Origin of the sequence: Mesorhizobium sp. SEMIA396 (assembly GCF_024518615.1) — a bacterium.
GTDB lineage: Bacteria > Pseudomonadota > Alphaproteobacteria > Rhizobiales > Rhizobiaceae > Mesorhizobium.
Genome location: NZ_JANIFC010000005.1, coordinates 55,667 through 79,903 on the forward strand (window position 1 = coordinate 55,667; position 24,237 = coordinate 79,903).

22 protein-coding genes are annotated in these 24,237 nt (G+C 62.5%); 15 read left to right on the forward strand and 7 right to left on the reverse strand.

The window, feature by feature from the left end:
- The first annotated feature begins 32 nt into the window (after positions 1 to 32).
- The 3 genes from NP503_RS14105 to mgrA all read left to right on the forward strand — a co-directional run bounded on the left by NP503_RS14105 (position 33) and on the right by mgrA (position 3,101).
- Complete coding sequence (locus NP503_RS14105) at positions 33 to 779, forward strand: sugar phosphate isomerase/epimerase (protein ID WP_127268555.1); 747 nt, start codon at positions 33 to 35, stop codon at positions 777 to 779.
- 11 nt (positions 780 to 790) lie between these two features.
- Positions 791 to 1,933: a Gfo/Idh/MocA family protein gene (locus tag NP503_RS14110; protein WP_127272134.1), complete on the forward strand. Its 1,143-nt coding sequence runs from the start codon at positions 791 to 793 to the stop codon at positions 1,931 to 1,933.
- Positions 1,934 to 2,054: 121 nt separating this feature from the next.
- Entirely contained in the window at positions 2,055 to 3,101 is a 1,047-nt protein-coding gene (gene mgrA, locus NP503_RS14115; RefSeq protein WP_127268557.1) for an L-glyceraldehyde 3-phosphate reductase, read from the forward strand.
- Between the two features lie 75 nt (positions 3,102 to 3,176).
- On the opposite strand, the gene NP503_RS14120 is transcribed toward mgrA, so the two are convergent.
- Positions 3,177 to 4,274, reverse strand: coding sequence for a serine protease (locus NP503_RS14120; protein WP_127272136.1), 1,098 nt, complete (start codon positions 4,272 to 4,274; stop codon positions 3,177 to 3,179).
- A 396-nt stretch (positions 4,275 to 4,670) separates the two neighbouring features.
- Between NP503_RS14120 and NP503_RS14125 the strand changes: the two genes are divergently transcribed.
- Complete coding sequence (locus NP503_RS14125; RefSeq protein ID WP_127271446.1) at positions 4,671 to 5,765, forward strand: serine protease; 1,095 nt, start codon at positions 4,671 to 4,673, stop codon at positions 5,763 to 5,765.
- 62 nt (positions 5,766 to 5,827) lie between these two features.
- On the opposite strand, the gene NP503_RS14130 is transcribed toward NP503_RS14125, so the two are convergent.
- The 3 genes from NP503_RS14130 to NP503_RS14140 all read right to left on the reverse strand — a co-directional run bounded on the left by NP503_RS14130 (position 5,828) and on the right by NP503_RS14140 (position 9,218).
- Positions 5,828 to 6,529, reverse strand: a complete 702-nt coding sequence (locus NP503_RS14130; protein WP_127272138.1) for a hypothetical protein — start codon at positions 6,527 to 6,529, stop codon at positions 5,828 to 5,830.
- Positions 6,526 to 6,906 carry a hypothetical protein gene (locus NP503_RS14135; protein ID WP_127271640.1) on the reverse strand — a complete coding sequence of 127 codons (381 nt, stop codon included), beginning with the start codon at positions 6,904 to 6,906 and terminating at the stop codon, positions 6,526 to 6,528. The genes NP503_RS14130 and NP503_RS14135 overlap by 4 nt, the downstream gene beginning before the upstream one ends.
- A 113-nt stretch (positions 6,907 to 7,019) precedes the next feature.
- Positions 7,020 to 9,218 (reverse strand): caspase family protein, encoded by a 2,199-nt coding sequence (locus NP503_RS14140; RefSeq protein ID WP_127273154.1) that lies wholly within the window; start codon positions 9,216 to 9,218, stop codon positions 7,020 to 7,022.
- Between the two features lie 244 nt (positions 9,219 to 9,462).
- Here NP503_RS14140 and NP503_RS14145 point away from each other — a divergent pair, with 244 nt between their 5' ends.
- Complete coding sequence (locus NP503_RS14145) at positions 9,463 to 9,867, forward strand: Fur family transcriptional regulator (RefSeq protein ID WP_056594898.1); 405 nt, start codon at positions 9,463 to 9,465, stop codon at positions 9,865 to 9,867.
- A gap of 231 nt (positions 9,868 to 10,098) precedes the next feature.
- On the opposite strand, the gene polA is transcribed toward NP503_RS14145, so the two are convergent.
- Positions 10,099 to 13,050, reverse strand: coding sequence for a DNA polymerase I (gene polA / locus NP503_RS14150; protein WP_164748733.1), 2,952 nt, complete (start codon positions 13,048 to 13,050; stop codon positions 10,099 to 10,101).
- A gap of 415 nt (positions 13,051 to 13,465) precedes the next feature.
- Between polA and NP503_RS14155 the strand changes: the two genes are divergently transcribed.
- From NP503_RS14155 to NP503_RS14195, 9 genes are all read left to right on the forward strand, one after another.
- Complete coding sequence (locus tag NP503_RS14155) at positions 13,466 to 14,851, forward strand: M20/M25/M40 family metallo-hydrolase (RefSeq protein WP_127271233.1); 1,386 nt, start codon at positions 13,466 to 13,468, stop codon at positions 14,849 to 14,851.
- A gap of 125 nt (positions 14,852 to 14,976) precedes the next feature.
- The gene (locus NP503_RS14160; protein WP_095084743.1) at positions 14,977 to 15,597 is read left to right on the forward strand and encodes a ribonuclease D; all 621 of its coding nucleotides are present in this window, start codon (positions 14,977 to 14,979) and stop codon (positions 15,595 to 15,597) included.
- 104 nt (positions 15,598 to 15,701) lie between these two features.
- On the forward strand, positions 15,702 to 15,902 hold the full coding sequence (locus tag NP503_RS14165) for a hypothetical protein (protein ID WP_027037740.1): 201 nt from the start codon (positions 15,702 to 15,704) through the stop codon (positions 15,900 to 15,902).
- A gap of 215 nt (positions 15,903 to 16,117) precedes the next feature.
- The gene (locus NP503_RS14170) at positions 16,118 to 16,372 is read left to right on the forward strand and encodes a GlsB/YeaQ/YmgE family stress response membrane protein (protein WP_013529551.1); all 255 of its coding nucleotides are present in this window, start codon (positions 16,118 to 16,120) and stop codon (positions 16,370 to 16,372) included.
- A 25-nt stretch (positions 16,373 to 16,397) separates the two neighbouring features.
- Positions 16,398 to 16,544, forward strand: a complete 147-nt coding sequence (locus NP503_RS14175) for a hypothetical protein (RefSeq protein WP_013529552.1) — start codon at positions 16,398 to 16,400, stop codon at positions 16,542 to 16,544.
- Positions 16,545 to 16,574: 30 nt separating this feature from the next.
- On the forward strand, positions 16,575 to 17,489 hold the full coding sequence (locus NP503_RS14180; protein WP_127272553.1) for a hypothetical protein: 915 nt from the start codon (positions 16,575 to 16,577) through the stop codon (positions 17,487 to 17,489).
- A 20-nt stretch (positions 17,490 to 17,509) separates the two neighbouring features.
- Positions 17,510 to 18,502 (forward strand): acyltransferase, encoded by a 993-nt coding sequence (locus tag NP503_RS14185; protein ID WP_256754973.1) that lies wholly within the window; start codon positions 17,510 to 17,512, stop codon positions 18,500 to 18,502.
- Positions 18,496 to 19,482, forward strand: a complete 987-nt coding sequence (locus NP503_RS14190; protein WP_127272552.1) for an SGNH hydrolase domain-containing protein — start codon at positions 18,496 to 18,498, stop codon at positions 19,480 to 19,482. The genes NP503_RS14185 and NP503_RS14190 overlap by 7 nt, the downstream gene beginning before the upstream one ends.
- A 149-nt stretch (positions 19,483 to 19,631) precedes the next feature.
- A complete protein-coding gene (locus tag NP503_RS14195; protein WP_127270873.1) occupies positions 19,632 to 21,893 on the forward strand; it encodes a transglycosylase domain-containing protein in 2,262 nt (753 codons plus the stop codon).
- Positions 21,894 to 21,902: 9 nt separating this feature from the next.
- On the opposite strand, the gene NP503_RS14200 is transcribed toward NP503_RS14195, so the two are convergent.
- Positions 21,903 to 22,265 (reverse strand): nuclear transport factor 2 family protein, encoded by a 363-nt coding sequence (locus tag NP503_RS14200; RefSeq protein ID WP_127270874.1) that lies wholly within the window; start codon positions 22,263 to 22,265, stop codon positions 21,903 to 21,905.
- A gap of 165 nt (positions 22,266 to 22,430) precedes the next feature.
- Between NP503_RS14200 and NP503_RS14205 the strand changes: the two genes are divergently transcribed.
- Entirely contained in the window at positions 22,431 to 23,183 is a 753-nt protein-coding gene (locus tag NP503_RS14205) for an SDR family NAD(P)-dependent oxidoreductase (protein ID WP_023812510.1), read from the forward strand.
- A gap of 13 nt (positions 23,184 to 23,196) precedes the next feature.
- Here NP503_RS14205 and NP503_RS14210 read toward each other — a convergent pair whose 3' ends face one another.
- Positions 23,197 to 24,117: a zinc-binding dehydrogenase gene (locus NP503_RS14210; protein WP_127272551.1), complete on the reverse strand. Its 921-nt coding sequence runs from the start codon at positions 24,115 to 24,117 to the stop codon at positions 23,197 to 23,199.
- Positions 24,118 to 24,237 lie beyond the last annotated feature (120 nt).

The window sequence follows — 24,237 nt, forward strand, 5'->3', positions numbered from 1 at the left end:
ACGACAATCCCCAAGCAAAACGGACAGAGATGATGAACTGGTCATTCCAACTTTACAGCGCCCGCAATTTCCAACCCTGGGACGGTGTGCTCGCCATGCTCGGCAAGCTCGGCTACGCCCAGGTCGAAGGTTTTGGCGGCGTCTATGATGACCCCAAGGCATTCCGCGCCGAGCTCGACAAGAACGGGCTTGCCATGCCGACTGGGCATTTCTCGATCGATGCGCTCGAGAACGATTTCGACGGCGTGCGCAGAACTGCCGACGCACTCGGTATCACGCTGCTCATCTGTCCCTTCCTGATGCCCGATCAGCGGCCATCCGACGTGGCCGGCTGGCGCGGCTTCGGCGAACGCCTGGCCAAGGTCGGCGACGCCGCGAAAAAGGCCGGCTACGGCTTTGCCTGGCACAATCATGATTTCGAGTTCAAGAAACTTGCCGACGGATCGGTGCCGCAGGACCACATCCTGTCATCCGCGCCCGATGTCAGCTGGGAGATGGACGTTGCCTGGGTGGTGCGCGGCGGCGATGATCCGTTGCCGTGGATCGAAAAGCACGGCAAGCGCATCAGCGCCGTCCACGTCAAGGACATGGCCAAGCCCGGCGAGGGGCTGGATGAGGATGGCTGGTCGGATGTCGGCCATGGCACCATCGACTGGGCCGGCCTGATCAAGGTGTTGCGTGCCAAGAGTGCTGCCCAATACTATGTCATGGAACAGGACAACCCCAACGACATCGAGCGTTTCGCCCGCCGCTCCATCGCAGCCGCCAAAACCTATTAGGAGCAATCAGCATGGCAAAGAAACTTGGCATCGGCGTCATCGGCTGCGGCAACATCTCGAAAGCGTATTTTTCGCTGGCGCCGCTGTTTCGCGGCATCGAAATGCGTGCCTGCGCCGACATCAACATGGAGGCGGCCAAGGCGCGGGCGAAGGAGTTCAAGCTGCGCGCCGAGACCGTCGAAGACCTGCTCAAGGCCGACGACATCGACATCATCGTCAACCTGACCATCCCGGCGGTGCACTACGAAGTATCGAAGCAGATCCTCGACGCCGGCAAGCACGTCTATTCGGAAAAGCCGTTCGTGCTGTCGGTCAAGGAAGGGCTCGACCTTAAGAAGCGGGCGGAGAAAAAGGGCCTGCGGATCGGCTCGGCGCCAGACACTTTCCTCGGCGGCGCGCACCAACTGGTGCGCAACCTGATCGACACCGGCAAGCTTGGCAAGGTCACGAGCGGTACCTGCCATGTCATGGGCCACGGCATGGAGCATTGGCATCCCAATCCGGATTTCTTCTTCCAGCCGGGCGCCGGTCCCGTGCTCGATATCGGGCCTTACTACATCACCAATCTGATCCAGCTGATCGGACCGGTGAAACAGGTCGCGGCCTTCGCGACGACGCCGGCCAAGGAGCGGACGATCAGTTCAAAGCCGCGCGCGGGTGAAAAGATACCGGTCAACACGCCGACGACCATTCATGGGCTGCTGGAGTTCGAGAACGGTGCCGTTATAACGCTCAACACCAGCTGGGACGTCTGGGCCCACGGCCACGCGCCGATGGAACTCTATGGCGAGGCGGGTACGGTGTTCGTGCCGGACCCGAACTTCTTCGGTGGTGACGTTCGCTTCACCGACGCGGCCAAGCCGGTCAAGAAGCTGCCGAACTGGCCGCATCCGTTCGGCGTGCCCAACGAGATGCATTCGCAAGGCATGATGGCCAACTACCGCACATCGGGCCTCGCCGACATGGCAGTGGCGATCGCGGAAGGCCGACCGCATCGCTGTTCGATGGAGCTGGCGCTGCACGCCGTCGACGTGATGACCGGGCTGTTGCGCTCCGGCGAAACCGGCAAGTTCGTCGCCATGCAGACCACCTGCGAACGGCCGGCAGCCCTCGGCGTCAAGCAAGCCAAGGACCTTTTGGCGAAGAAGAAGTAGGCAGATACCTCAACCCTCTCCCCGTTCCGGCGGGGAGAGGGTAAAGGTGAGGGGCAAAGCCGACTCGCCCGCGTTGTCGCGATGGCAGTAGCCTGGCTCGCTTCCATTTGAGGATTTTCCGATGCCCTATACGCCCGCCGAAAACCGCTACGAGAAAATGGTCTACAACCGCTGTGGCCGCTCCGGCCTGAAGCTGCCGGCAATCTCGCTCGGCCTGTGGCATAATTTCGGCAACGACACGCCGCACAGGACCAAGCAGGCGATCGCGCGCAAGGCCTTCGACCTCGGCATCACGCATTTCGACCTTGCCAACAATTACGGTCCGCCACCCGGCTCGGCCGAGACCGCTTTCGGTGAAATCCTGCGCACCGACTTCGCCGCCTACCGCGACGAGCTGATCATCTCGACGAAGGCCGGCTACGAGATGTGGGCCGGACCCTACGGCGAATGGGGCGGGCGCAAATACATTCTGGCCAGCCTCGACCAGAGCCTGAAGCGCATGGGGCTCGACTATGTCGATATCTTCTATTCGCATCGTTTCGACCCCGACACGCCGCTGGAAGAGACCATGGGCGCGCTCGACCATGCCGTGCGCTCGGGCAAGGCGCTCTATGCCGGCATCTCGTCCTACAATTCGCAGCGCACACGCGAGGCCGCCGATATCTTGAAGCAGCTTGGCACGCCTTGCGTCATCCACCAGCCGAGCTATTCGATGCTGAACCGCTGGGTGGAGGAAGATGGCTTGCTCGACACGCTCGAAGGGCTCGGCGTCGGCTCCATCGTGTTCTCGCCGCTGGCGCAAGGCATGCTGACCAACAAGTATCTCGGCGGCATTCCCGATGGCAGCCGTGCCTCCCAGGGCAAGTCGCTGAAGACAGCCTTCATCAACGACAAGACCATCGCCAACATCAAGGCGCTCGACGCCATCGCCGGCAAGCGCGGGCAGACGCTGGCGCAGATGGCGCTGGCCTGGGTGCTGCGCAAGGGCAGGGTGACATCGGCGCTGATCGGCGCCAGCCGGCCGGAGCAGGTCGAGGACTGCGTCGGCGCGCTCAAGGTGCTCGATTTCAGCGATGCCGAACTCGCCGAGATCGACACCTATGCGCGCGAATCCGACATTAATCTGTGGGCGGCTTCCGCCGAGCGCAAAGGCCCGCCGCGAAAATAAGTCCTCTCGATAAGCCGGCAAGCAAAACGGCGGGAACCTCTCCCGCCGTTTTGCTTGAAAGCGAACAGCGCTGCTTCAGGGCGTTTTCGGTTTCTGGGCGGTGCCCAGTCCCGCCTTGGGCTTTGCCGGCGCCGGAGCCGAGGTCTTCATCTTCGCCTCGATCCAGCCGGTGTAGTTGGCCAGCCGCGTGTAGATGCCGTAGGCCTCCTTGTGGCCGCACGCCGCACTGCCGTCAGCCGGGCCTTCGCCCCAGCTGACGACGCCGACCTGGACCGGGCCTTCGGCACCGGTCATGAACAGCGGGCCGCCGCTGTCGCCGTTGCAGGCATCGCGCACGCCGCTGGTGGTGCCGGCGCAGATCATGTTGCCGGTCAGCGGGTCGGTCATGTCGGCGGCGATCGCATTGGCTGCCGCGTCGATGCCTTTTTCCGAATAGCGCATACGGCGGGACAGATCACCGAGCGCTGCCTTCAGATCACGCGCATAGATGGCCTTGATGCCGCTGTTGCAGGCCTGGTTCGGCTGCAGATCGAGATCGACAACCATCAGCGTGGTCGGAAAGGTGCCGTCCTGCATCTTGCCCCAGCCGGTGACGGTCGTCTTGCCGGTGTCGGGGGTTGCCTCATGGGCGACCTTGATGGTCGGCGCGTCGGCCGGTTCGGCAAGCCGGAGCAGGGCGAGATCGTTGTCGAGCGTTTGCTCGCTGTAGGCTTCGTTGACGATGACCTCCACCACCTTGTGGCGCTTGCCCTCGCTGAGATCGGTTGCACCGGTCAGCACGGTGACGCTCTCCGGCGAAACCGGCTGACCCTTGTCGTTGAGGCAGTGTGCTGCCGTCAGCACCCATTGCGGCGCGATCAGGCTGCCGCCGCAGAATTGGGCGTTGGCCTGCGAGGCCGGGTTCTCGTCCAGCCTGTCGGTGGTGAGCAGCGCGACCTGGAACGGATAGGCTCCCTTTTCGGCCTGGTTGCCGCCATAGACGCGGTCGGCTGCGTCGGGGTTCTCCGCCGCGGCTTTCGCCCTGGCTTCCGTCACGCGCTTCATTGGCGAGACCGCTGCCTCCGGTCGGGCGACTGCTTCGTCGGCCTGGGTGGAATTGGCTGCCGCAAGGGCGGCTGCGATGCCGAGCAGCGATGCAGCGGCGATCGGCCTGAACCGATGGATGATGTTCATCTGAAGCCCTCCTGATATGTACCCGAGCGGACCAGCCCCGGCGCATGATCAACAAAGCAAGCCTCAGACTGGTGGTCAGGCCGCGCAGCTTTCGTTGCAGCGGCACGGCAGGGACACCAAGTCAGGCACTGCTTCGCGTATCGCGTTCCTGTGCAGACCCCGTTCAAAACCCTATAGCCCCCCACGGGCTATGTGGAAGCTAATTGTCATTCCAATGTTGTATTAATTTAGGCAATATATCCGCCCGGGTGTCTTTGGCGGGGGCTTTGACCGACCGCATAGGCGATGGTCAAATTTCAAGTGCGGTAACCAAAATCCTTTTTCGACGCCACCACGATCTCGACAATATTTCTGTATCTTGATCCAGTCCTTGCTGACTTTTGGGAGAGTCTCACCATGACAAAACTGACAAACGCACTCATTGTGTCCGCATTGCTTTCCACCGCAATGTGGACGGTCCCGGTTTTCGCCGCCGATCCTGGCTCCGCCAGTGCCGGCAATGGCGAAAGCGCGCGCGACGTGACTTCAGGCGACTACAAGCCCGGGCGGGCAAAGCCAATCGCGCCACCTAAGCTGACCGACGAAGACAGCCGCGCCGCGCCGCTTGCCGACGAGGCAACGGCTGTCAAATCCTACGGCGTCGTCGGACGGTCCGCCGATGGCAAGGAGATCAAGATCGAGCCGAGCGAAGCGCTGCGGGAGCTTATCATCAAGGAACTGAACGCTCCGGCCACCGGAAAAGACGGGGCCGAGCGCAAGACCGAGGATCCGGACCTCGGCGAAGGCGAAGCCGGCCGTCAGGTCTTCGGCACCGACGATCGCGAGCAGGTCAAGAACACCAAGACCTATCCGTTCTCGGCAATCGGCTATCTCGAAGCCAAATCGCCGAAGACGGGCAGCTTCGGCAGCTGTTCGGCAACGCTGATCGGCCCGCGCACGGTGCTCACCGCCGCGCACTGCCTCTACAGCCATGAGGACAAGGATTGGCTCTCCGACTATCTGTTCGTGCCGGGGCTGAACGGCAGCACGGCCGACGACGCACCGTTCGGCGCCTTCGCCTTCGAAAGCGCCTATGTGCTGCAAGGCTTCATCGACAACTACCAGGGTTATTATGGTTCGGTCCTGCTGTGGGATCTCGGCATCGTCACGCTAAAGCAGGATGTCGGCACCAATCTCGGCTGGCTGGGCTATGCGAACTATGACGATCTTGGCGACTTCACCGCCAATCTCGTTGGCTATCCCGGCGACAAGCCGATGGGCACGATGTGGAAGGCAAACTGCGAAGTGCATGCCGAAAACATCGCGCCGGAATATTTCCAGTACGACTGCGATACGTTCCCAGGGTCGAGCGGCAGTTCGGTCTATGCCTACGACAACAAGGCCAAGCAGCGCATCGTCACCGGTGTCAACGTGGCGGAAAGCCCCGACGCGAACACCGCCGTGCGCCTGAATGCTGCCAACGTCCAGTGGATCAACAGCCTGTATAAATAATCGCTGCGCATTCGCGGTGGAGACAAAGGCGGCGGCGCAATCCCGCCGCCTTTTTCGCGCCGCTATTTGGCTTCGGCCGTGGGCGGCCCATTGCGCACATAGGTCTCGATCGCCGAAGCGAAAGTGGGAGAACCCGCCTTGCGCTGCTTGTCTATGTAGCCGGCAAAATAGCTCCAGAAAGAGACGGCATAGTCACGGAAATAAGCATCGGTCACTTTGCGCGAACACAAATCGCCGTCGATGCAGAATGACAGCCGGTTGAGGAAATAGACGATGCGATCGAAATTCTCGCTGAAATCGGCGAGCGGCATGTCGCCGCCGGAGGCGGTCATCGCCTCGATGCCGATCCGTTGCCGGAACACCTGCTCCTCGGTTGGCGAGGGGTTGGCGCTGAGCAGATTGTCATATTTGGCGTTAAGCGCGGTCAGACGATCTTTCAGCGCGCGCTGCGCCTGCTGGTAGTCCTTGTTTTCCCAGAGTTCGACAAGCGACATGGTCTGCTCGACGCGCTTCTGCTCCTGGTTGGCCAGGAACTGGTAGACCGAGAACATCAGGGTGAAGATGATGGCGAGACGCACGGCCATGCCCGACCAGGCATAGACCAGCATGCGCCAGTCGCGGTCGGTGAAGGGGTTGCTCTCCTTCTTGATCTCGTGGGCGCTTGGCCAAGGGAAACCTTCGGTGGTTTCCGCCAGCGCGGGTTTGCCGGCCGGCGCCTTTGCGGCGGCTGCTGTCTGCCTGGTGTTGCCCGTTGGCTTCTTCATCCGCAGCTGTCCAGTTCAATGGTGGCGGAGGGATCCAGCACGATGCCCGGCGTCTCCAGCTTCCGTTTCAGGCATTCCAGTTGCAGGCGCGAAATCATGAACTGCACGTCAGGCTCCGCCGCCCCCTTGTTCGGTGACGGCAAGGCTTCGACGACGCCGCGCGAGGCGCAGTTGCTGAGATCGACGACAACGGCGTCGCTGCCGCTTTTGGCGAACTGGTCGTACTGATCGAGAAAACACGTCGCCAGTTCCGAGTTGGTGACGATCTGCTTGACGCACAGGCCGCAGGCCTCGTCCGCCGAAGCGTTGGCGATCAACAACAGGCCGCCGCCAAGGCCAGCCACCGTTCCACGCCAGGAAAACACAGAATTCTTCACAATCGATCCTATCCGTTTCATCCGGCCGTCATGCGCCAAGACGCGGCCGGGAATGTTCTCATATCGCGCCGATCGCGCAAGAGCCGGCAGAGCCATGCGGCGCCGGCATCCGCTCAGGCGCGCGGCACCGTCTCCATCGGGAAAATCATCACCGCGCCTTTCGGGCCGCTCTTGTCGGCAAGCCGCATCACCGAGCGGGTTGCCGGCGCCATGCCGAGATCGGTCAGCATGTCGGAGAAGCCGGCGGAGCCCATTCCGCGTGTCGCCGCGGCGACGCCGTCCTGCGCCAGGAAGCTCAGATCCTGCTTCTCGCTCCCCGGCGGCGCCTCGGTCAAAACCGCGATCATCCGCTCCATGCCGAAGCTGGTGTCGGTGAAAGCCAGCAGCCCCTCTTCGAGCATGGCTTGCGGGGCGAGGCGTTCGGCAACGATATGGGTGATCGAATAGTCGCTGCCGACATAGAGCACATTGATGTCGACCAGCAGATCCGAGCCGTTCTTGGCCAGCACATGCACTTCGTCGCCCGGCGACACGCGCGGCACAACCGAAGCCTGCAGCGGTTCGAGGCCATCCTTGTCGCGACGTTTGACCTGAAACTGGACGTCGACGTCCTCGGGCTTGTAGTCCGTGGCCGCCGCCAGCCGCGAAAGCCCGGTGGCGCGGAAGATGGTGCGCAGGTTCCTGGCCATTGCATCGGCCAGTTTCTGGCGGTCGTGAATGATGATCAGCGGCGGTTTGCCGCCCTCCTTCAGGCTCACGTCGCCCGATGCCGGCAGGAACCACAGCGCCGGCTTGTCTGTCGCATCCTTGTGGGCACCGGGAACAGCATTCTCGCGCATCACCGCGAGGCGGAGGTCGGCGCTCTTGCCGGGATCGACCAGCTCGATGTTGAAGCCGGTCTCCCTGGCTGTGGCCAGTTCGTCGAGAACCGAATTGACCAGAGCGGTTTCCTTTTCAAGTCCCTTGGCTATGGCCGGCCGCGCCAAGACGAGCTTATAGTCGACGGCGATCTCCGCCACCCGCGCATAGGCGTTGGCGGGAATGTCGGCGAATTTGAGCGCCGGCTTCTTGTCGAACTCGACCGGCTTGACGCGGCTTTCCAGGTTTTTTGCCGACTGCACTTCCAAAAATCCGACAGCGTCGGACAGCGGCGATAACGCCGATGGCAGGATGGCGAGCTTGCTGCCGGGGGTGAGGCGATGCAGCAGTCCGGCGCCGATCGTCGCTTCGCCGTCCTTGATGACGACAGGCCACTGCATGACTGCATCGGTCTTGTCGGTGCCGAAGACGCGGGCATCCAGTTCGCCCTCGAACAGCGGTGTCGGCCGGGTGCGGCTGTCGGCCGAATATTGCTGCAGCACGGCCTGGCCGAGCTGGCGATAGGTGACGTTGGGATTCTCGGCCAGTTTGGACAGGATGGTGAAGGTGAACAGGCCCAAGCGCGGCGCATCCGCGATGCCCTTGGGCAACGGCATCTCGGGCGTCGTCTCCACCGTCTGCGCGGCATAGAAGGCGACCAGCTTGCCCTTGGTGATCGGTTCGCCACCGGTCGGCGTCAGGGTGAAGGCGGGCTTGCGCGTGCCATTGTCGTCGATGCCGCGCGAGCCGGCGACCGAAATCACCTCGTCATAGGCCTCGATCGCGGCAGCCCGCTCGGACTCGTTGCCGCCGACCAGGTCGGCGAACTCGACCTTGCGCTCCAGCTCGTCATCGACCTCGACGGCGCGTGTCGCGGTTCCGGAATGGCAGCAGTCGAACACAACCCAGACGAAAGCACCCTTGTCGCGGATGGCGTCGAGTGCCGCGCCGATTTCGTTGTCGATCAGCGCATTGGGCACGCCGGCATCACGGTTGATCCATTTGCCGATATCTACGGGCAGGAAGATCTCGTCGAGCCCGTCGGTCTCGTCGCCCTTGACCATCTGCGGCTGCTGGGCACCGTGACCGGACAGATGCAGATAGACGAAATCGTCGCGCTGAACCTTGGCGGCAAGGTCGGCCAATGCAGCCTTGATCGCCGCATGGGTCGGCAGGCCACTGGCGCCGGGGACATCCTTGGCGAGCAGCGTGACGTTTTCCGGCGCGAAGCGCACGGGGTCGGGCACATTCTTCAGCAGATAGTCGTGGACGAGGGCTGCATCGTTCTTCGGCCCGACAAGCCAGTTCCTCTGCGGCAGGTTGGGATATTCGGTGCAGGCGACCAGCAGCGCATGGTAGATGCGCGATGCGGCCATGGTTCGGAACGATACCATGCCGGCCATGGTCAAGGCGGACGTGCCGACCAGCAGCGTCCGCCGCGTCAATTTGATCATGATTGCTTCCCCAAGCCCGACCGAATTTCCAAGCGCGGCAATCCTTGCCGAAGATATTGTCAGTATTTTGAACGTCACATCGCAGAGCAACCTGCCTGTTGCCCCGCTCCGATCGATGTTCTCGACAGCCTCGCGGGCAGAATGCTGGAAACAGTAGCAAAAAGGCCTGTTCGTCGCTATCTGGATGGGACATGGATCGTTTGTGCGCGGCACAAGCGACGCAAGGCGAGTTGGAAACAGGATCATGGCGGCAAGGGATGTGCTGACGAAGAACCAGCTGTGCGTGCTCGAGAAACTCGAGACCGCCAGCGGACCGCTCAGTGCCTACACCTTGCTCGACCAACTGCGCGAGCGCGGTTTTCGCGCGCCGCTCCAGGTCTATCGCGCGCTCGATACGCTGGTGAAGTCAGGTTTCGTGCATCGGCTCGAAAGCATCAACTCCTTCGTCGCCTGCGCCGAACCGCACGACCACAACCACTCGATGACCGCCTTCGCGATCTGCGACACATGCGGGCAGGTCACCGAAATGTCCGACCACGATGTCGGCCACCAGTTGGACGAATGGGTGCGCTCCACCGGCTTCGCCGCCAAGAAGGCGGTGATCGAATTTCGCGGGACGTGTGCCAAGTGCCTGGCCGAAGCGGCTTGAGGCCCATCGCTTCGTCATCCTAGGGCGAAGCAGGAGCGAAGCGACGTCGCGGAGACCCTAGGATCCATGCCGTGACATGAGAATGTCGCGGCGGCCCAGATTTAAGGATACTTGGCGCAGCCTCGGAAGCGGCTTCATTTTGCACCGTTGCATCCAAGGCTAATGTAACGGCATGGATCCTAGGGTCTGCGCTCCGCTTCGCGTCGCTCCGCCCTAGGATGACGACGACGGCTAATGCGCCTCGTCCCAGTTGTTCGCCGCCCGCGCGTCGACATGCAGCGGCACCGACATCGAGACCGCCGGCATCGCCGCGTTCTCCATGACGTGACGCACGACCGGGATCGTTGCCTCGACTTCCGCCTCGACGGTCTCGAAGATCAATTCGTCATGCACCTGCAGCAGCATGCGTGCCGAAAGGCCTGCTTTTTCCAGAGCCTCCTCCATGCGGATCATGGCACGGCGGATGATGTCGGCGGCGGTGCCTTGCAGGCGGGCGTTGATCGAGGCGCGCTCGTTGAACGCGCGGAGCGAGGGATTGGACGATCTTATATCGGGGTAATGGATGCGGCGGCCGAAGATCGTTTCGACAAAGCCATGCTCGCGGGCATAGGCCTTGGTCTCCTCGATATAGTCTCGGATGCCGGGGAAGCGCTCGAAATACTTCTTGATGTAGTTGCCTGCCTCCTCGCGCGGGATCGACAACTGATTGGCGAGACCGAAGGCCGAAATGCCGTAGATGATGCCGAAATTGATCGCCTTGGCGCGGCGGCGGACTTCCGAAGGCATGCCTTCGACCGGCACGTTGAACATCTCCGACGCGGTGATGGCATGGATGTCGGCGCCGTCGGCGAAAGCCTGCCGCAATTGCGGGATTTCGGCGACATGGGCGAGCACCCGCAGCTCGATCTGGCTGTAGTCGGCCGAGACCAGGCGGTGGCTCTTGTCGGTGATGAAGGCGGTCCTGATCTTGCGGCCTTCGGCGGTGCGAACCGGGATGTTCTGCAGGTTCGGGTCGGAGGACGACAGCCGGCCCGTCGTCGTCGCGGCCAGCGCGTAGGACGTGTGGACGCGCTTGGTGTCGGGATGGATGAAGCCGGGCAGCGCATCAGTATAGGTCGATTTCAGCTTGGTCAGCTGGCGCCAGTCGACGATCTTGCGCGGCAGTTCGTGGCCTTCCGCGGCGAGATCTTCGAGAAGCTGCGCCGACGTCGACCACTGGCCGGTCTTGGTCTTGGAACCGCCGGGCAGGCCCATGCGCCCGAACAGGATGTCGCCGAGCTGCTTTGGCGAGCCGATGTTGATGCGTTCGCCGATGAGCTGGTAGATTTCCTCTTCAAGGCGAGCGGCGCCCTGGGCCAGTTCGCCGGAGAGCCGCGACAGGATCTGCCGGTCGACCGAGATGCCGCGCTGTTCCATGCGCGCCAGCACCGGCACCAGCGGCCGCTCCAACCGCTCATAGACAGACACCAGGCCCTTGGCGGCAAGCCGCGGTTTCAGCACCAGCCAGAGCCGAAGCGTCACATCGGCGTCCTCAGCGGCATGAGCCGTCGCCTTGTCGATGTCGACCTGATCGAAACCGACGGAGCTTTTGCCCGAGCCGGTCACATCCTTGAGTTGGAGAGGGGTATGACCGAGCCACTTTTCGGCAAGCGCATCCATGCCATGACCATGGGGCGTGCCGGCATCGAGCACGTAGGAGATCAGCATGGTGTCGTCGAACGGCGCGACATCGATGCCGTAGCGGCTCATGATCACAAGATCGTATTTCAGATTCTGCGCCACCTTGAGAACCGATCGGTCTTCGAGCAGCGGTTTCAGCACGGCCAGCGCCTCGCGCAGCGCAATCTGGTTTTCGAGCGCGCCACCACCGAGCAGGTCGCCATTGCCGCTCATGTGGGCAAAAGGAATGTAGGCGGCGCGGCCGGGCGCTGTGGCGATGGCCATGCCGATGAGTTCGGCCTGCATCGGATCAGCCGATGTTGCCCGGACATCGAAGGCGGCGATGCCCGCCTCCCGTGCCTCGGCCACCCAGGCTTTCAGGGTCGAGACATCGCGAATGCAATGATAGGCAGAAATATCGATCTTGCCGGTGGCCGCGCGCTCCAGCCGCAGTGCCGCGAGCAGGGAAGGGGTATCGCCTTGTTTTGACGTCTCCGCCGTCCCGCCGGCTTCGTCCGGTTCAGTGCCGGACGCGTTTCGGGCAACCGGCGGCAACCCGGCCCCGACATCTGGGCCATGAGCATGATCGGCGCGTTCGACGGTGACCGCGACGGCCTGGACGTCGCCGGCCTCGGTGCTGGTCGCTTCCGCCACACGGCGGGTCAGTGACGTGAATTCCATGGTCTTGAGGAAACCGATCAGCTTCGGACCGTCCGGCGCGTGCAGCACGAAATCCTCCAGTCCCTCGGTCACCGGCACATCGTTCATCAGCGTCACCAGCTGACGAGAAATGCGCGCCTTGTCGGCATTGGCGATGATCGATTCGCGCCTCTTGTCCTGCTTGATCTCGCCGGCCCGGGCCAGCAGCGTGTCGAGGTCACCGAACTGTTCGAGCAGTTGCGCCGCCGTCTTCGGCCCTATGCCGGGCACACCAGGCACATTGTCGACCGAATCGCCGGTCAGCGCCTGCAGGTCGACCATCTTCTCCGGCGGCACGCCCCATTTTTCTATGACTTCCGGAATGCCGATCTGGCGGTCCTTCATCGGGTCGTACATGGCGACCGTATCGCCAACCAGCTGCATCAGGTCCTTGTCGGAGGAGATGATGGTGGTATCGCCGCCGGCTTCGCAGGCGAGCCTCGCATAGGTGGCGATCAGATCGTCGGCCTCGTAGCCTTCGATCTCGACGCAGGGCAGGTTGAACGCCCTGGTCGCCTGGCGGATCAGGCCGAATTGCGGGATCAGATCTTCCGGCGGTGCCGAGCGGTTGGCCTTGTATTCGGGGTAGAGGTCGTTGCGGAAGGTTTTCGACGAATAGTCGAAAATGACGGCGAAATGCGTTGGCACAATGCCTACATCGGTGTTGCGGGCGTCGAGCATCAGCTTCCACAGCATGTTGCAGAAGCCGGAAACGGCGCCCACCGGCAGGCCGTCGGATTTGCGGGTCAGCGGCGGCAGCGCGTGATAGGCACGGAAGATGTAGCCGGAGCCGTCGACAAGGAAGAGATGATCGCCTTTTTTCATGCCGGCAGGGATAGCGCGGCGCGGCGGCTTGGTCCATGCCAAAGGCAGCGTCGACTATCGGTTCCGGCAACACCCTGACAGATCGCCGTCACCCTGCTCACGCCTATGTTACAAAACTGTAATTTTCGTGCCCTTGAATCGCCACGTTCAGAGACCCAAATACACGTCATCGGCAGTTTTCGCCGAGTCCGGAGCAAGGCCCGTCCCCCGCCTAATCCGGACACCTGCGGCAGCCTATCCCCCCTCTCCGGGCTGCCGCATCGTTTCGAGTAGAAGGCCGCCGTGGTTCCCCCTCCACCACGGCGGTCTTTTTTATCCCAGACAGACGTTTGCAGCCCGTGGTCCAATGATCGCGGGCTTTTCGTTTTCCTGTCCTGCCTTTACGGTTCGGGTTCTGAATCGAAAGGCTTCACATATGTCCGCAATTTCCCCCGTCCTCGACCGTCTCGACAACAATCTCGACCAGAGCCTCGAGCGCCTGTTCGGCTTGCTCAAGATCAAGTCGATCTCCACCGATCCGGCCTTTGCCGCCGATTGCCGCAAGGCGGCGGAATGGCTGGTGGCCGAACTCAAGCTGATCGGCTTCGACGCCAGCGTTCGCGACACACCAGGCCACCCGATGGTGGTTGCGCACCATGACGGCCCGGCCGGTTCGCCGCATGTGCTGTTTTACGGCCATTATGACGTTCAGCCGGTCGATCCGATCGAATTGTGGGAAAGCGATCCGTTCGCGCCTGCTGTCAAGGAGGTCGGGCCGGATCACAAGGTGATCACCGGACGCGGGTCGGCCGACGACAAAGGCCAGTTGATGACCTTCGTAGAGGCTTGCCGCGCCTGGAAACAGGTGCACGGCAATCTGCCTTGCCGCATCACCATCCTGTTCGAGGGCGAAGAGGAATCCGGCTCGCCCTCGTTGAAGCCGTTCCTCGAAGCCAATGCCGACGAACTCAAGGCCGATTTCGCGCTGGTTTGCGATACCGGCATGTGGGACCGCGAGACGCCGTCGATCTGTGTGGGATTGCGCGGGCTGGTCGGCGAGGAGATCACGGTGAAGGCGGCCGATCGCGACCTGCATTCCGGCCTCTATGGCGGTGCCGCCGCCAATCCGATCCGGATCCTGGCCAGGGTGCTGGCCGATATCCACGACAAGGACGGCCATATCACCATCCCCGGCTTCTATGACGGCGTCGAGGAAACACCGTCGCAGATCCTGAAATCATGGGAGACGCTCGGCGAGACCGCCGAGACGTTCCTCGGACCGGTCGGCCTGTCGATCCCGTCGGGCGAAAAGGGCCGCTCCGTGCTGGAGTTGACCTGGGCGCGGCCGACGGCCGAGTTCAACGGCATCATCGGCGGCTATACCGGCAAGGGCTTCAAGACGGTGATCGCGGCGGAAGCCTCGGCGAAGGTGTCGTTTCGCCTTGTCCACAAGCAGGATCCCAAGAAAATTCGCGCTGCGTTCCAGAAATTCGTCAAGGAGCGGATTCCGGCCGACTGTTCGGTCGAATTCCATCCGCATGGCGGCTCGCCGGCAATCCAGCTTTCCTACGACTCGCCCTTCCTCGCCAAGGCCAAGAATGCGCTGTCCGACGAATGGCCGAAGCCGGCGGTGACGACGGGCAGCGGCGGCTCCATTCCGGTTGTCGGCGATTTCCAGACCTATCTCGGTATGGAATCGCTGCTGGTCGGGTTCGGCCTCGACGACGACCGCATCCACTCGCCCAACGAGAAATACGAGCTCAGCTCCTTCCACAAGGGCCAGCGCTCCTGGGCGCGGATTCTCGATGCCTTGACGCGCTGAGCGGCGGAAACTCCTGTTTTCCTGTTGATTTTTCAGCGGATCGCGGCGAGGACGGGCCACAAGACAAAGCGCTGCAGCGTCCCTTGCGGGTCAGGGGACACTGTAGAGCTCGACCGGAGAAGACAATGGCCGATATCCGTTTCCATAAAAACGACCTGCCCGACCTCTCGCACTACAATGTCGGGGCAGTGGCCATCGACACCGAGACGCTCGGGCTCAATCCGCATCGTGACCGGCTGTGCGTGGTGCAGATTTCGCCCGGCGACGGCACGGCCGACGTCATCCAGATCGCGCCTGGCCAGAAGAAGGCGCCGAACCTCGTCAGCCTGCTGCGGAACCGTGGCGTAACCAAGCTGTTCCACTACGGACGCTTCGATCTTGCCGTGCTCTACAATGCGTTCGGCGTGATGCCGGAGCCGGTGTTCTGCACCAAAATCGCCTCGCGGCTGACCCGCACCTACACCGACCGCCACGGGCTGAAGGACATCTGCTTCGAGCTTCTTGGCGTTGGCCTCTCCAAGGCGCAGCAATCGTCGGACTGGGCGGCCGAGACGCTGTCGCCCGAACAGCTCGAATATGCCGCTTCCGACGTGCTCTATCTGCACCGTTTGCGCGATGTGCTCGCCGGACGCCTGGCGCGCGATGGGCGGACCAAGGAGGCCGATGCCTGCTTCCGCTTCCTGCCGACGCGTGCCAAGCTTGACCTGATGGGCTGGGACGAAGAGGATATCTTTGCCCACAGCTGACGGTCGTCCGGCCAGCACATCGCGCAGCCGGTACCGGCTGGAACCGGATGCGGGCCGCGGCGTTCTGTCGGCTCAGTTTGTCGGTGCAATTGGGGGATGATGACATGGCGGACAGAAAGCCGATTGCGACCGCGCCGACAGACGGCTCCAAGGTCTCCGTCACGTGGAAGGACAGCGACGGCGTGATCAACGAATCCATCGCGCAATATCGCGACGACGGCTGGTGGGTCTATATCGACAGTCACACGCAAAAGAAGGTCGAGCCGACCAGCTGGCGCCCTGCCGCAAGCGACGATGACGACTAGAGCAGTTCACCGTTTCACGGAAACGGCGAGCTGCTCTAACTCTTTGTTTTGACGCAATTTTGGACGGAAAACCGCTTTACACTTTTCCTAGAATTGCTCTAGTGATGGCGCCGCTGGTGAGGCTGGTCGCTTTCGAATAGCCTGAAGCCGTTGATATCGAGGCCGATTCGGAGCTTTCCGTTCCGCCGTCGCCCTCTTGCTCGGAGGAACTCTCTATGGGTGTCGAAAGCCTGCTCGTCTTCATCATCATCGGTGCCATCGCCGGCTGGCTCGCCGGTCTTATCGTTTCCGGTTTCGGCTTCGGCCTTATCGGCAACATCATCGTCGGCATCGTCGGCGCGTTCATCGCCGGCTGGCTGTTTCCGAGGATCGGATTTTCCATCGGCGGCGGCACTCTCGCCGCGATCATCCATGCCACCATCGGCGCCATCATCCTGCTGGTGCTGGTCAAGGTCCTGAAACGAGCCTGAGGCTCGACAACGCAAAGAGCGCGCCATGAAACAGAATACGCTCTATCTCGTCATTGGCGCGCTCGTCGTCGTGGTCATTGCCCTCGGCATCTACGTCTATCGCGAGCAGACCAAACCCAAGGGCGTCGAACTCAAGATCGACGACAAGGGCATTTCGATCCAGCAGAACTGAGCCGTCGAACGGCACATGCAGGAGCACGACATGGTGGCTTCTGACGCTCCGGAAGACGTCGATCAGCCCAGAATTACCGTTGCGGAATGGGAGAGGCTGAACAGGCCGCCAAGACGCGAGGCGCTGCTGCGCTATCATTGGCGGGTGTTTCGCTTCCTGAGGACATCCGCGCCGGTCAGCGAATTGCAGGGGCGAGAGCAGGCTTTCCGCGATACGATCATAGCCACCGTAGCCTTCAACCGGCCCGAAATGATCGAATGGCAAATCCACCTGGTACGCAGATACCTGGCCGAGCACGAAAGCTACATCGTTTTCGACAACAGCAACAAGGACGATGCAAGGGAAGCGATCCGCGATCTCTGCCGTCGCCAGCATGTCCCCTATGTGGCATTGCCGAAGAACAGGCTGGTCGTCAGCAGATCGCACGGTCAAGCGCTCAACTGGATCGTGCGGAATTTCTTGCCTGGGTTCGGGCCGAAGCTTTTCGGCTTCATCGATCATGACATCTTTCCAACTGAACCATTTTCGATCCGCGACCGAATGGAGGGCAAGAGCCTATACGGCAGCGTGCGGCGCGATACGCCGACACCAGGCGGCTGGTTCCTGTGGCCCGGCTTCTGTTTTTTCCATGGAAGCCTGTTGCGGCGGCGGCTGGATTTCGCCCCGAGCTACAAGTTTCATATGGATTCCGGCGGCGGCAACTGGCCGGTGCTCTACAGGTCGATCGATCCGGCGCTGGTTCGGTTCGCCGAAAACAAATCGCTTCGCTTCGGCGCGGGACATGATCAATCCGAGGATTTTTTCATGGTGGTCGATGGCTGGCTGCACGTGACTAACGCCTCGAACTGGAGGCGACAGCAGGTTGACAGGAGCGAACACATTCTCGCGCTGTTGCGGCAAGCCGGCGGTCCCGACCAGCCGGATGTGAAGTTCGAGCCGATCTGAAATCAGGTCTGAGGCGGGTGGTGTTGACAGAAAACGCTGAGGGGCCTGTTGCATTGCGGCCTGAAATCCAGGGGCTGCGTGGCATAGCCGTTGCCCTGGTGGTGGTTTTCCACATCTGGCCCGCGGTTCTTCCTGGCGGGTATGTCGGGGTCGATGTGTTCTTCGTCATCTCGGGCTATCTCATCACCGGTCTGCTTGCCCGCATGGCGCTGCGCGACGGCCGCATCTCGCTGATGGCCTTTTATTCGCGGCGAGTGCGGCGACTGCTGCCGACTGCGATCCTGGCCCTTCTTGCCACGCTCGCCGGAACGCTGGTCTTCCTGTCCATGGCACGTTGGGAAGAGACGGCAATCCAGGTCGCTGCCAGTGCGCTCTATGTGCAGAACTGGCGGCTTGCCTGGCAGGCGGTCGACTATCTCGGCGCCGAGGAGGCGGCGAGCCCGGTACAACATTACTGGTCTCTATCCATCGAGGAGCAGTTCTATATCGTCTGGCCATTGCTGATGGTGGCAGGCCTTTGGCTGGCGCGCCGTCTCGGGCGGCCAGCGAAAGACGTATTCCTCGTGGGGCTGACCGCGGTTTTTGCCGGATCGCTGATCAGCTCGGTTGTCATCACCCGGAGCGATCCGGCCGCCGCTTATTTCGTAACCCATACCCGTCTGTGGGAGCTGGCGCTCGGTGGCCTGCTGGCGCTGACGGTCCATCGGTTCAGGGCAGGGCTGCCATTGCGCGCCGCAATGGCGATGACCGGTATTGGCGCCATCGGGTTTTCAGCGCTTTTCTTTTCCGCCTCGACGTCATTTCCTGGCGCTCTTGCCTTGCTGCCGACCTTGGGGACGGTGCTCATCATTGCCGCCGGCGGCATCAAACTGGGCCGGTTCGCGGACTTGATGCCAGCATCCTTTGCTATGTCGGCGACCGGTCGTATTCGATCTACCTCTGGCATTGGCCGCTGGTTGTTTTCTATTCGGCGCATCGCCCCGCGGCCGGGCTCCTTGCAGGTCTCGTGCTGATCGCCCTGACGCTGGCAATCTCGGATCTTTCCTACCGATATGTCGAACAGCGCTACCGGCAGCCGCGGTCGGATACGGAACGGAAACCTCTGGCCTATGCCACTGCCGCCGTTGCCGTCTGCGTGATGATGTCGGGTGGGCTCGGCTATGCGCTCGACAGGAAAGACGTCGATATCAGCCTGATCGGGACACCGAATTATCCAGGGCCGGCAGCGCTTCTTGCCAACGCTTCGGTTCCGCGCGACGTGCAACTGCTGCCATCCCTCGGCAAACTCAGGCGTGACGTACCGATCGTCTATCGACTGAAATGCCATCAGGAGCAGGACAGCACGCAAGCTGTGGGCTGCCAGCTCGGCGATCCCCAGGGAACCAGAACCATTGTCGTCGCAGGCGATTCACACGCAGCACAATGGATCCCGGCCATCGACAAGATTGCCAGGGACCGCAAGTGGAAATTGGTCACCTTCACCAAGGCTGCATGCCCTTTCACCCTTGCCGCGGTGACGGATGAAGGTAAGCCGTATGAGGCCTGCGCAACATGGCGCGACAACGTTCGCGCCGAGATCAGGAAATTGCGGCCAGACCTGATGTTCACCAGCCAGTCTCGCTATTCCGACACACCGGAGCCGGCAATGATCGACGGTTTGCGCAGCATCTGGAGCGACTTGAACAGAACGGGCGTGCGTATTATCGCCATTCGGAACACGCCTTTCGTCAAGTTCGATCCCGGTGATTGCCTGGCCGCCGATGCCGACAAATGCGTCAACGCGCGACAGGAGGTGGAGACGAGCGATGTCTTCGCCCTCGCCGCAGGGGCATTGCCGGGGGTCCGTGTCGTTGACATGAACGATGCCTTATGTGGCAAGGACAGCTGTTCGGCCGTGGTCGGCAACATCATCGTCTGGCGCGACCATCACCATATGACGGCCACCTATGCGCTGGCGCTGGCGCCCTATCTGGCGAAGGCGGCGGGTCTCTAGCGAGATATCAAGGCGTAGCGGCTTTTTCGCATCAACATCGTTGACCAACGCCAGGGCCGGCATTCGAACACGACTTAACCCGCCTTTAAACCGCCGCATCTACTCTTCAACCCGAACGCCATAGGCATCGGGGATATCAAGCACAGCGCATGGCGAACCGCAGAGACAGTCGCATCGAACCCAGTTTCGAGGGGCCGCCGCAGGCGCGGTCCTCGGCGGGTCTTTCGGTGAACGAGGAGGATCGCGTCGTGCCGAGCAATCGCAAAGCCTCCGCAAAACGCAAGCCGGCCAAAGGGAAATCGTCGCGGGCCAAGCGCGGCAGAAGCCGGCGCGGCCTGTTCGGTGTGCTCGGCCGGCTGTTCTACTGGTGCTTCGTGTTCGCCATCTGGGGCGGCATCGCGGTGGCCGGCATCGTCGTCTACTATGGCGCCAAGATGCCGGCGGCGACGACCTGGTCGATTCCCGACCGCGCCCCCAACATCAAGATCGTCTCGGCAGATGGCCAATTGCTCGCCAATCGCGGCATGAGCGGCGGCGAGGCCGTCGGCCTGCATGAGATGTCGCCCTATATCCCGGAAGCCGTCATCGCCATCGAGGACCGGCGCTTCTACTCGCATTTCGGCATCGACCCGATCGGTCTGTCGCGCGCCATGGTCACCAACGTGCTGGGCGGGCGTTTCTCGCAGGGCGGTTCGACGCTGACCCAGCAATTGGCGAAGAACCTGTTCCTGACACCCGACCGCACGCTGGAACGCAAGGTGCAGGAAGTGCTGCTGGCGCTGTGGCTGGAGCACAAGCACACCAAGGACCAGATCCTCGAAATGTACCTGAATCGGGTGTATTTCGGTTCCGGCGCCTATGGCGTCGAGGCCGCCTCGCGCCGCTATTTCGGCAAGAGCGCGCGCGACGTCACCCTGTCGGAAGCCGCATTGCTTGCCGGCCTGTTGAAGGCGCCGTCGCGGCTGTCCCCGGCACGCGATCCGAAGGCCGCCGAGGAACGCTCGCAACTGGTGCTTGCCGCCATGCGTGACGAGGGAAAGATCAGCGCCAAGGAAATGACCTCGGCAATGAGCGCGCCGGCAACGCGTGCGCCGTCCTACTGGACCGGCTCGGAGAATTACGTCGCCGACACCATCATGGAGGAATTGCCCGACCTGATCGGCGATGTGCGCGGCGACATCGTCATCGACAGCACCGTCGACCTCAACCTGCAAAAGCTCGCCGAACAGTCGATCCGCAGACTGATCGACGAGAGCGGCAAGAAGCTCAACGTCACACAGGGCGCGCTGGTGTCGATCGACGATTCCGGTGCGGTACGTGCCATGGTCGGCGGCTACGACTATTCGACGAGCCAGTTCGACCGTGCTTCGGAGGCACGTCGCCAGCCGGGCTCGGCGTTCAAGCCGTTCGTCTATATGGCCGCGCTCGAAGCCGGTCGCACGCCCGACAGCATCCGCAACGATGCGCCGATCAAGATCGGCAATTGGACACCCGACAATTACGGCGGCAAGTATTTCGGCAAGGTGACGCTGGCCACCGCGCTGGCCAAGTCGCTGAACTCGGTGGCGGCGCAACTGACCATGGAGGTCGGGCCGAACGCGGTTGTCGAGGCGGCGCACCGCATGGGCATCCAGTCCGACCTGATAGCCAACACCTCGATCGCGCTCGGCACTTCGGAAGTGACGCCGCTGGAGCTGACCTCGGCCTATGTCCCCTTTGCCAATGGCGGCTACAAGCCGGACATCCATTTCATCCGGCGCGTGACGACCACCGAGGGCAAAGTGCTTTACGACAGCGGCGGCGGCAGCGCGCCGCGCGTCGTCAAGCCTGAGATCGTCGGCATGATGAACTCGATGATGACGGGCACGGTTGAGATCGGCACTGCCCGGAAAGCGGCTTTCGCCTGGCCATCGGCCGGCAAGACCGGCACCAGTCAAAATTCGCGCGACGCCTGGTTCGTCGGCTACACCGCCAACCTCACCACTGGTGTGTGGTTCGGCAATGATGATGGCAGCGCGATGAAGAAGGTCACCGGCGGCGCACTGCCGGCGCAGGCCTGGCACGAGTTCATGGTTGCGGCCCACGAAGGTGTGCCGGTGCGGCCGCTGCCCGGCACCTGGAAATCGACGCCGGCCGACACAATCGTCCCCGACGAGATACCCGCGGCGAACAACACGGCGCCGGTTCCGTCGACGTCGGTCGGTCAGCAGGCACCGGCGCGGCCAGCAGCGCCGGTTGCCCAAGCGCCGGTCCGCGCGGCCCGTCCCGCCCAAACCGTCGATGCCGACGGCCCCTCCATGCCGGAGGATGACGGCGCCACCGCGTCGATCAAGCACCCGGTGCCGCCAGGCGACGTCGGCGGTCCGCGCAAAAAGCGGCAGACCTCGATCCTCGACCTCCTTGGCGGCTGATCCGATCCGCTAATTCCGTGGCTTGGCGCTGCCCAACTTCTTGCTGTCAAAGGTCAGTTTGTCGCTGTGAATCTTGCCATCGCTGATGGTGAGGTGCTTGGCGCAGGAAAGCGCGCCGGACGACTTGGTCATCAAATCATACATCAGCAGCGCCTGGTGATCGTCACCGAAGGCCGCGATCATGCGCACACCGGTCACATCCTGTGATAGTTTGGTCAGGCCCTCGAGATAGGGTTTCTTGCCGGTCGATTGCTGCATCGGCCCATCAAAGACGACGTCGTCGGCAACCAAGGATGCTGCTTTGTCGAGGTCGTGGCTTGTCCACGCCTTGGTGAAGTCGGTGGCTATGTCGAGGGGTGCTGTCTGCGTCATGGCTCTGTCCCGATTGATTTGATCTGAGACCCCGCGCCCTGTCCTGCAACTCCCGAACCAACGGCGAGCCGGCTTCCCGGTTCCTCCTCTGAGGTGAATGGTGACATTTCGGCCTCTCGCCACCTCGGCGGCGTTCGGCTACATCTGCCGGCCGGAGACCTTGAAATGACTGAGCTCGACACCCGAAAGACCATCGTGCTGACCGGCGCCAGCCGCGGCATTGGCCACGCCACCGTCAAGCGTTTTTCGCGCGAGGGCTGGCGCGTCATCACCTGCTCCAGGCAGGCTTTCGCCGAGGATTGCCCGTGGCCGGCCGGGCCGGAAGACCACATCAAGGTCGATCTCGCCGATCAGGAGGATGTCGGCATCGCCGTCTCCGAAATCCGCCACCGGCTGGAAGCGCATGGCGGCCAGTTGCATGCGCTGGTCAACAATGCCGGCATTTCGCCGAAGCTCAAGGACGGCAACAGCCGCATGGATTCGATCGACACGCCGATGCATGTCTGGCGCGACGTGTTCCAGGTCAATTTCTTCGCGCCGATCATGCTGGCGCGCGGCCTGTTCAAGGAGCTGGCGGCGGCCAAGGGCTCGATCGTCAACGTAACCTCGATCGCCGGAACCCGCGTGCATCCCTTCGCCGGCACGGCCTACGCCACATCGAAGGCGGCACTCGGCTCGCTGACGCGCGAGATGGCACATGATTTCGGCCCGCACGGCATCCGCGTCAATGCCATTGCGCCCGGCGAGATCGACACCGCGATCCTGTCGCCGGGCACTGACAAGATCGTCGAGACCATCCCTCTCAGGCGCCTTGGCACCACGGCCGAAGTCGCCGACATCATCTTCTTCCTGTGTTCGCAGCAGGCGTCCTATGTGACGGGCTCGGAAATTCACATCAATGGCGGCCAGCACGTGTGACATAACAGGATGCTCATCCTGTTATGGTGAGAACGGCCTTGCCGCTGAAGCTGCGCTGTCGCAGTGCGTCCAGCGCTTGGGCGATGTCTGTCCATGGCACGGTCAAGGCCACGCGTGTTTCGAGCCGGCCGGCTGCGACCAGAGCGAGCAGCGAGGCGATGTCCTCGCCAATGCCTGGACCGGACGTGTAGTAGGCGAAGGTCTGAAGCCTCGCTCCTTCATGATCCGGAACGAACTGGCGGAATCCGACGGGCGTTAGTTCGCCGCTGCTCGAACCGAACATGACGATGGTCCCGCCAGGGGCGACGCGTTCGATCGCGCATGCGAGGCTTTGGCCGCCAACCGACTCGGTAATCAGCGAGAACGGCCCCTCGGCCAGGTCTATCGCTTCGACAACCTGCCTGGCTCCGAGGCCGCGGAGATCCTCAGCGTGCCGGGCGGCGGCGACAGCGGTCACGAATCCGCCCTGATGGCGGGCGAGCTGGATCTGGAAACGACCGACCGCACCGCTTGCGCCGGTGATCAAGACCTGCTGGCCGGCGAGGTCCCCGCCATGGCGTAGAGTCCTCAGCGCCGTCGTACCGGCGACAGGAAGCGTGGCTGCGGAAACGAAGCTGACGTCATCCGGCAGGGCGGCGAGACGGTCGGTTGGGACTGCGATGCGTTCGGTCCAACCAGCCTCGTCGACCAACGCGACAACCCGGGCGCCGACGGTTGGCCCGGAACCATCGGCTGCTCTTCGTTCGACAATCCCCGCAATGTCCTGGCCGGGTATCCAGCCCTTGGGGCGTATGGCAAGCAGGCGCAGTTCGCCGCGATTCAACGAAGTGGCGTGGACCGAGACAAGCGCTTCATTCGAGGCCGGTTGAGGCTCGGCGACGTCGGCGAGCCTCAACCCGGTCGCACTTTCGGGAGAGATGACCAGGGCGAGCATGGCGTACCTTGTTGCTGGCTTGTCGGTGCCAGCTTGCGTTGGAAAGCACGGCAAGCTGAGTACCCACGTAGGTAGCGAGCCATACCGGCGATGGCGCGCAGCGTCACGAGATCAACCCTG

Bases quoted from the DNA above. Each gene is read 5' to 3' on its own strand.
- NP503_RS14105 (WP_127268555.1), top strand. From the start codon at position 33: ATGAACTGGTCATTCCAACTTTACAGCGCCCGCAATTTCCAACCCTGG.
- NP503_RS14110 (WP_127272134.1), top strand. From the start codon at position 791: ATGGCAAAGAAACTTGGCATCGGCGTCATCGGCTGCGGCAACATCTCG.
- mgrA (WP_127268557.1), top strand. From the start codon at position 2,055: ATGCCCTATACGCCCGCCGAAAACCGCTACGAGAAAATGGTCTACAAC.
- NP503_RS14120 (WP_127272136.1), bottom strand. From the start codon at position 4,274: ATGAACATCATCCATCGGTTCAGGCCGATCGCCGCTGCATCGCTGCTC.
- NP503_RS14125 (WP_127271446.1), top strand. From the start codon at position 4,671: ATGACAAAACTGACAAACGCACTCATTGTGTCCGCATTGCTTTCCACC.
- NP503_RS14130 (WP_127272138.1), bottom strand. From the start codon at position 6,529: ATGAAGAAGCCAACGGGCAACACCAGGCAGACAGCAGCCGCCGCAAAG.
- NP503_RS14140 (WP_127273154.1), bottom strand. From the start codon at position 9,218: ATGATCAAATTGACGCGGCGGACGCTGCTGGTCGGCACGTCCGCCTTG.
- NP503_RS14145 (WP_056594898.1), top strand. From the start codon at position 9,463: ATGGCGGCAAGGGATGTGCTGACGAAGAACCAGCTGTGCGTGCTCGAG.
- polA (WP_164748733.1), bottom strand. From the start codon at position 13,050: ATGAAAAAAGGCGATCATCTCTTCCTTGTCGACGGCTCCGGCTACATC.
- NP503_RS14155 (WP_127271233.1), top strand. From the start codon at position 13,466: ATGTCCGCAATTTCCCCCGTCCTCGACCGTCTCGACAACAATCTCGAC.
- NP503_RS14160 (WP_095084743.1), top strand. From the start codon at position 14,977: ATGGCCGATATCCGTTTCCATAAAAACGACCTGCCCGACCTCTCGCAC.
- NP503_RS14165 (WP_027037740.1), top strand. From the start codon at position 15,702: ATGGCGGACAGAAAGCCGATTGCGACCGCGCCGACAGACGGCTCCAAG.
- NP503_RS14170 (WP_013529551.1), top strand. From the start codon at position 16,118: ATGGGTGTCGAAAGCCTGCTCGTCTTCATCATCATCGGTGCCATCGCC.
- NP503_RS14175 (WP_013529552.1), top strand. From the start codon at position 16,398: ATGAAACAGAATACGCTCTATCTCGTCATTGGCGCGCTCGTCGTCGTG.
- NP503_RS14180 (WP_127272553.1), top strand. From the start codon at position 16,575: ATGGTGGCTTCTGACGCTCCGGAAGACGTCGATCAGCCCAGAATTACC.
- NP503_RS14195 (WP_127270873.1), top strand. From the start codon at position 19,632: ATGGCGAACCGCAGAGACAGTCGCATCGAACCCAGTTTCGAGGGGCCG.
- NP503_RS14200 (WP_127270874.1), bottom strand. From the start codon at position 22,265: ATGACGCAGACAGCACCCCTCGACATAGCCACCGACTTCACCAAGGCG.
- NP503_RS14205 (WP_023812510.1), top strand. From the start codon at position 22,431: ATGACTGAGCTCGACACCCGAAAGACCATCGTGCTGACCGGCGCCAGC.
- NP503_RS14210 (WP_127272551.1), bottom strand. From the start codon at position 24,117: ATGCTCGCCCTGGTCATCTCTCCCGAAAGTGCGACCGGGTTGAGGCTC.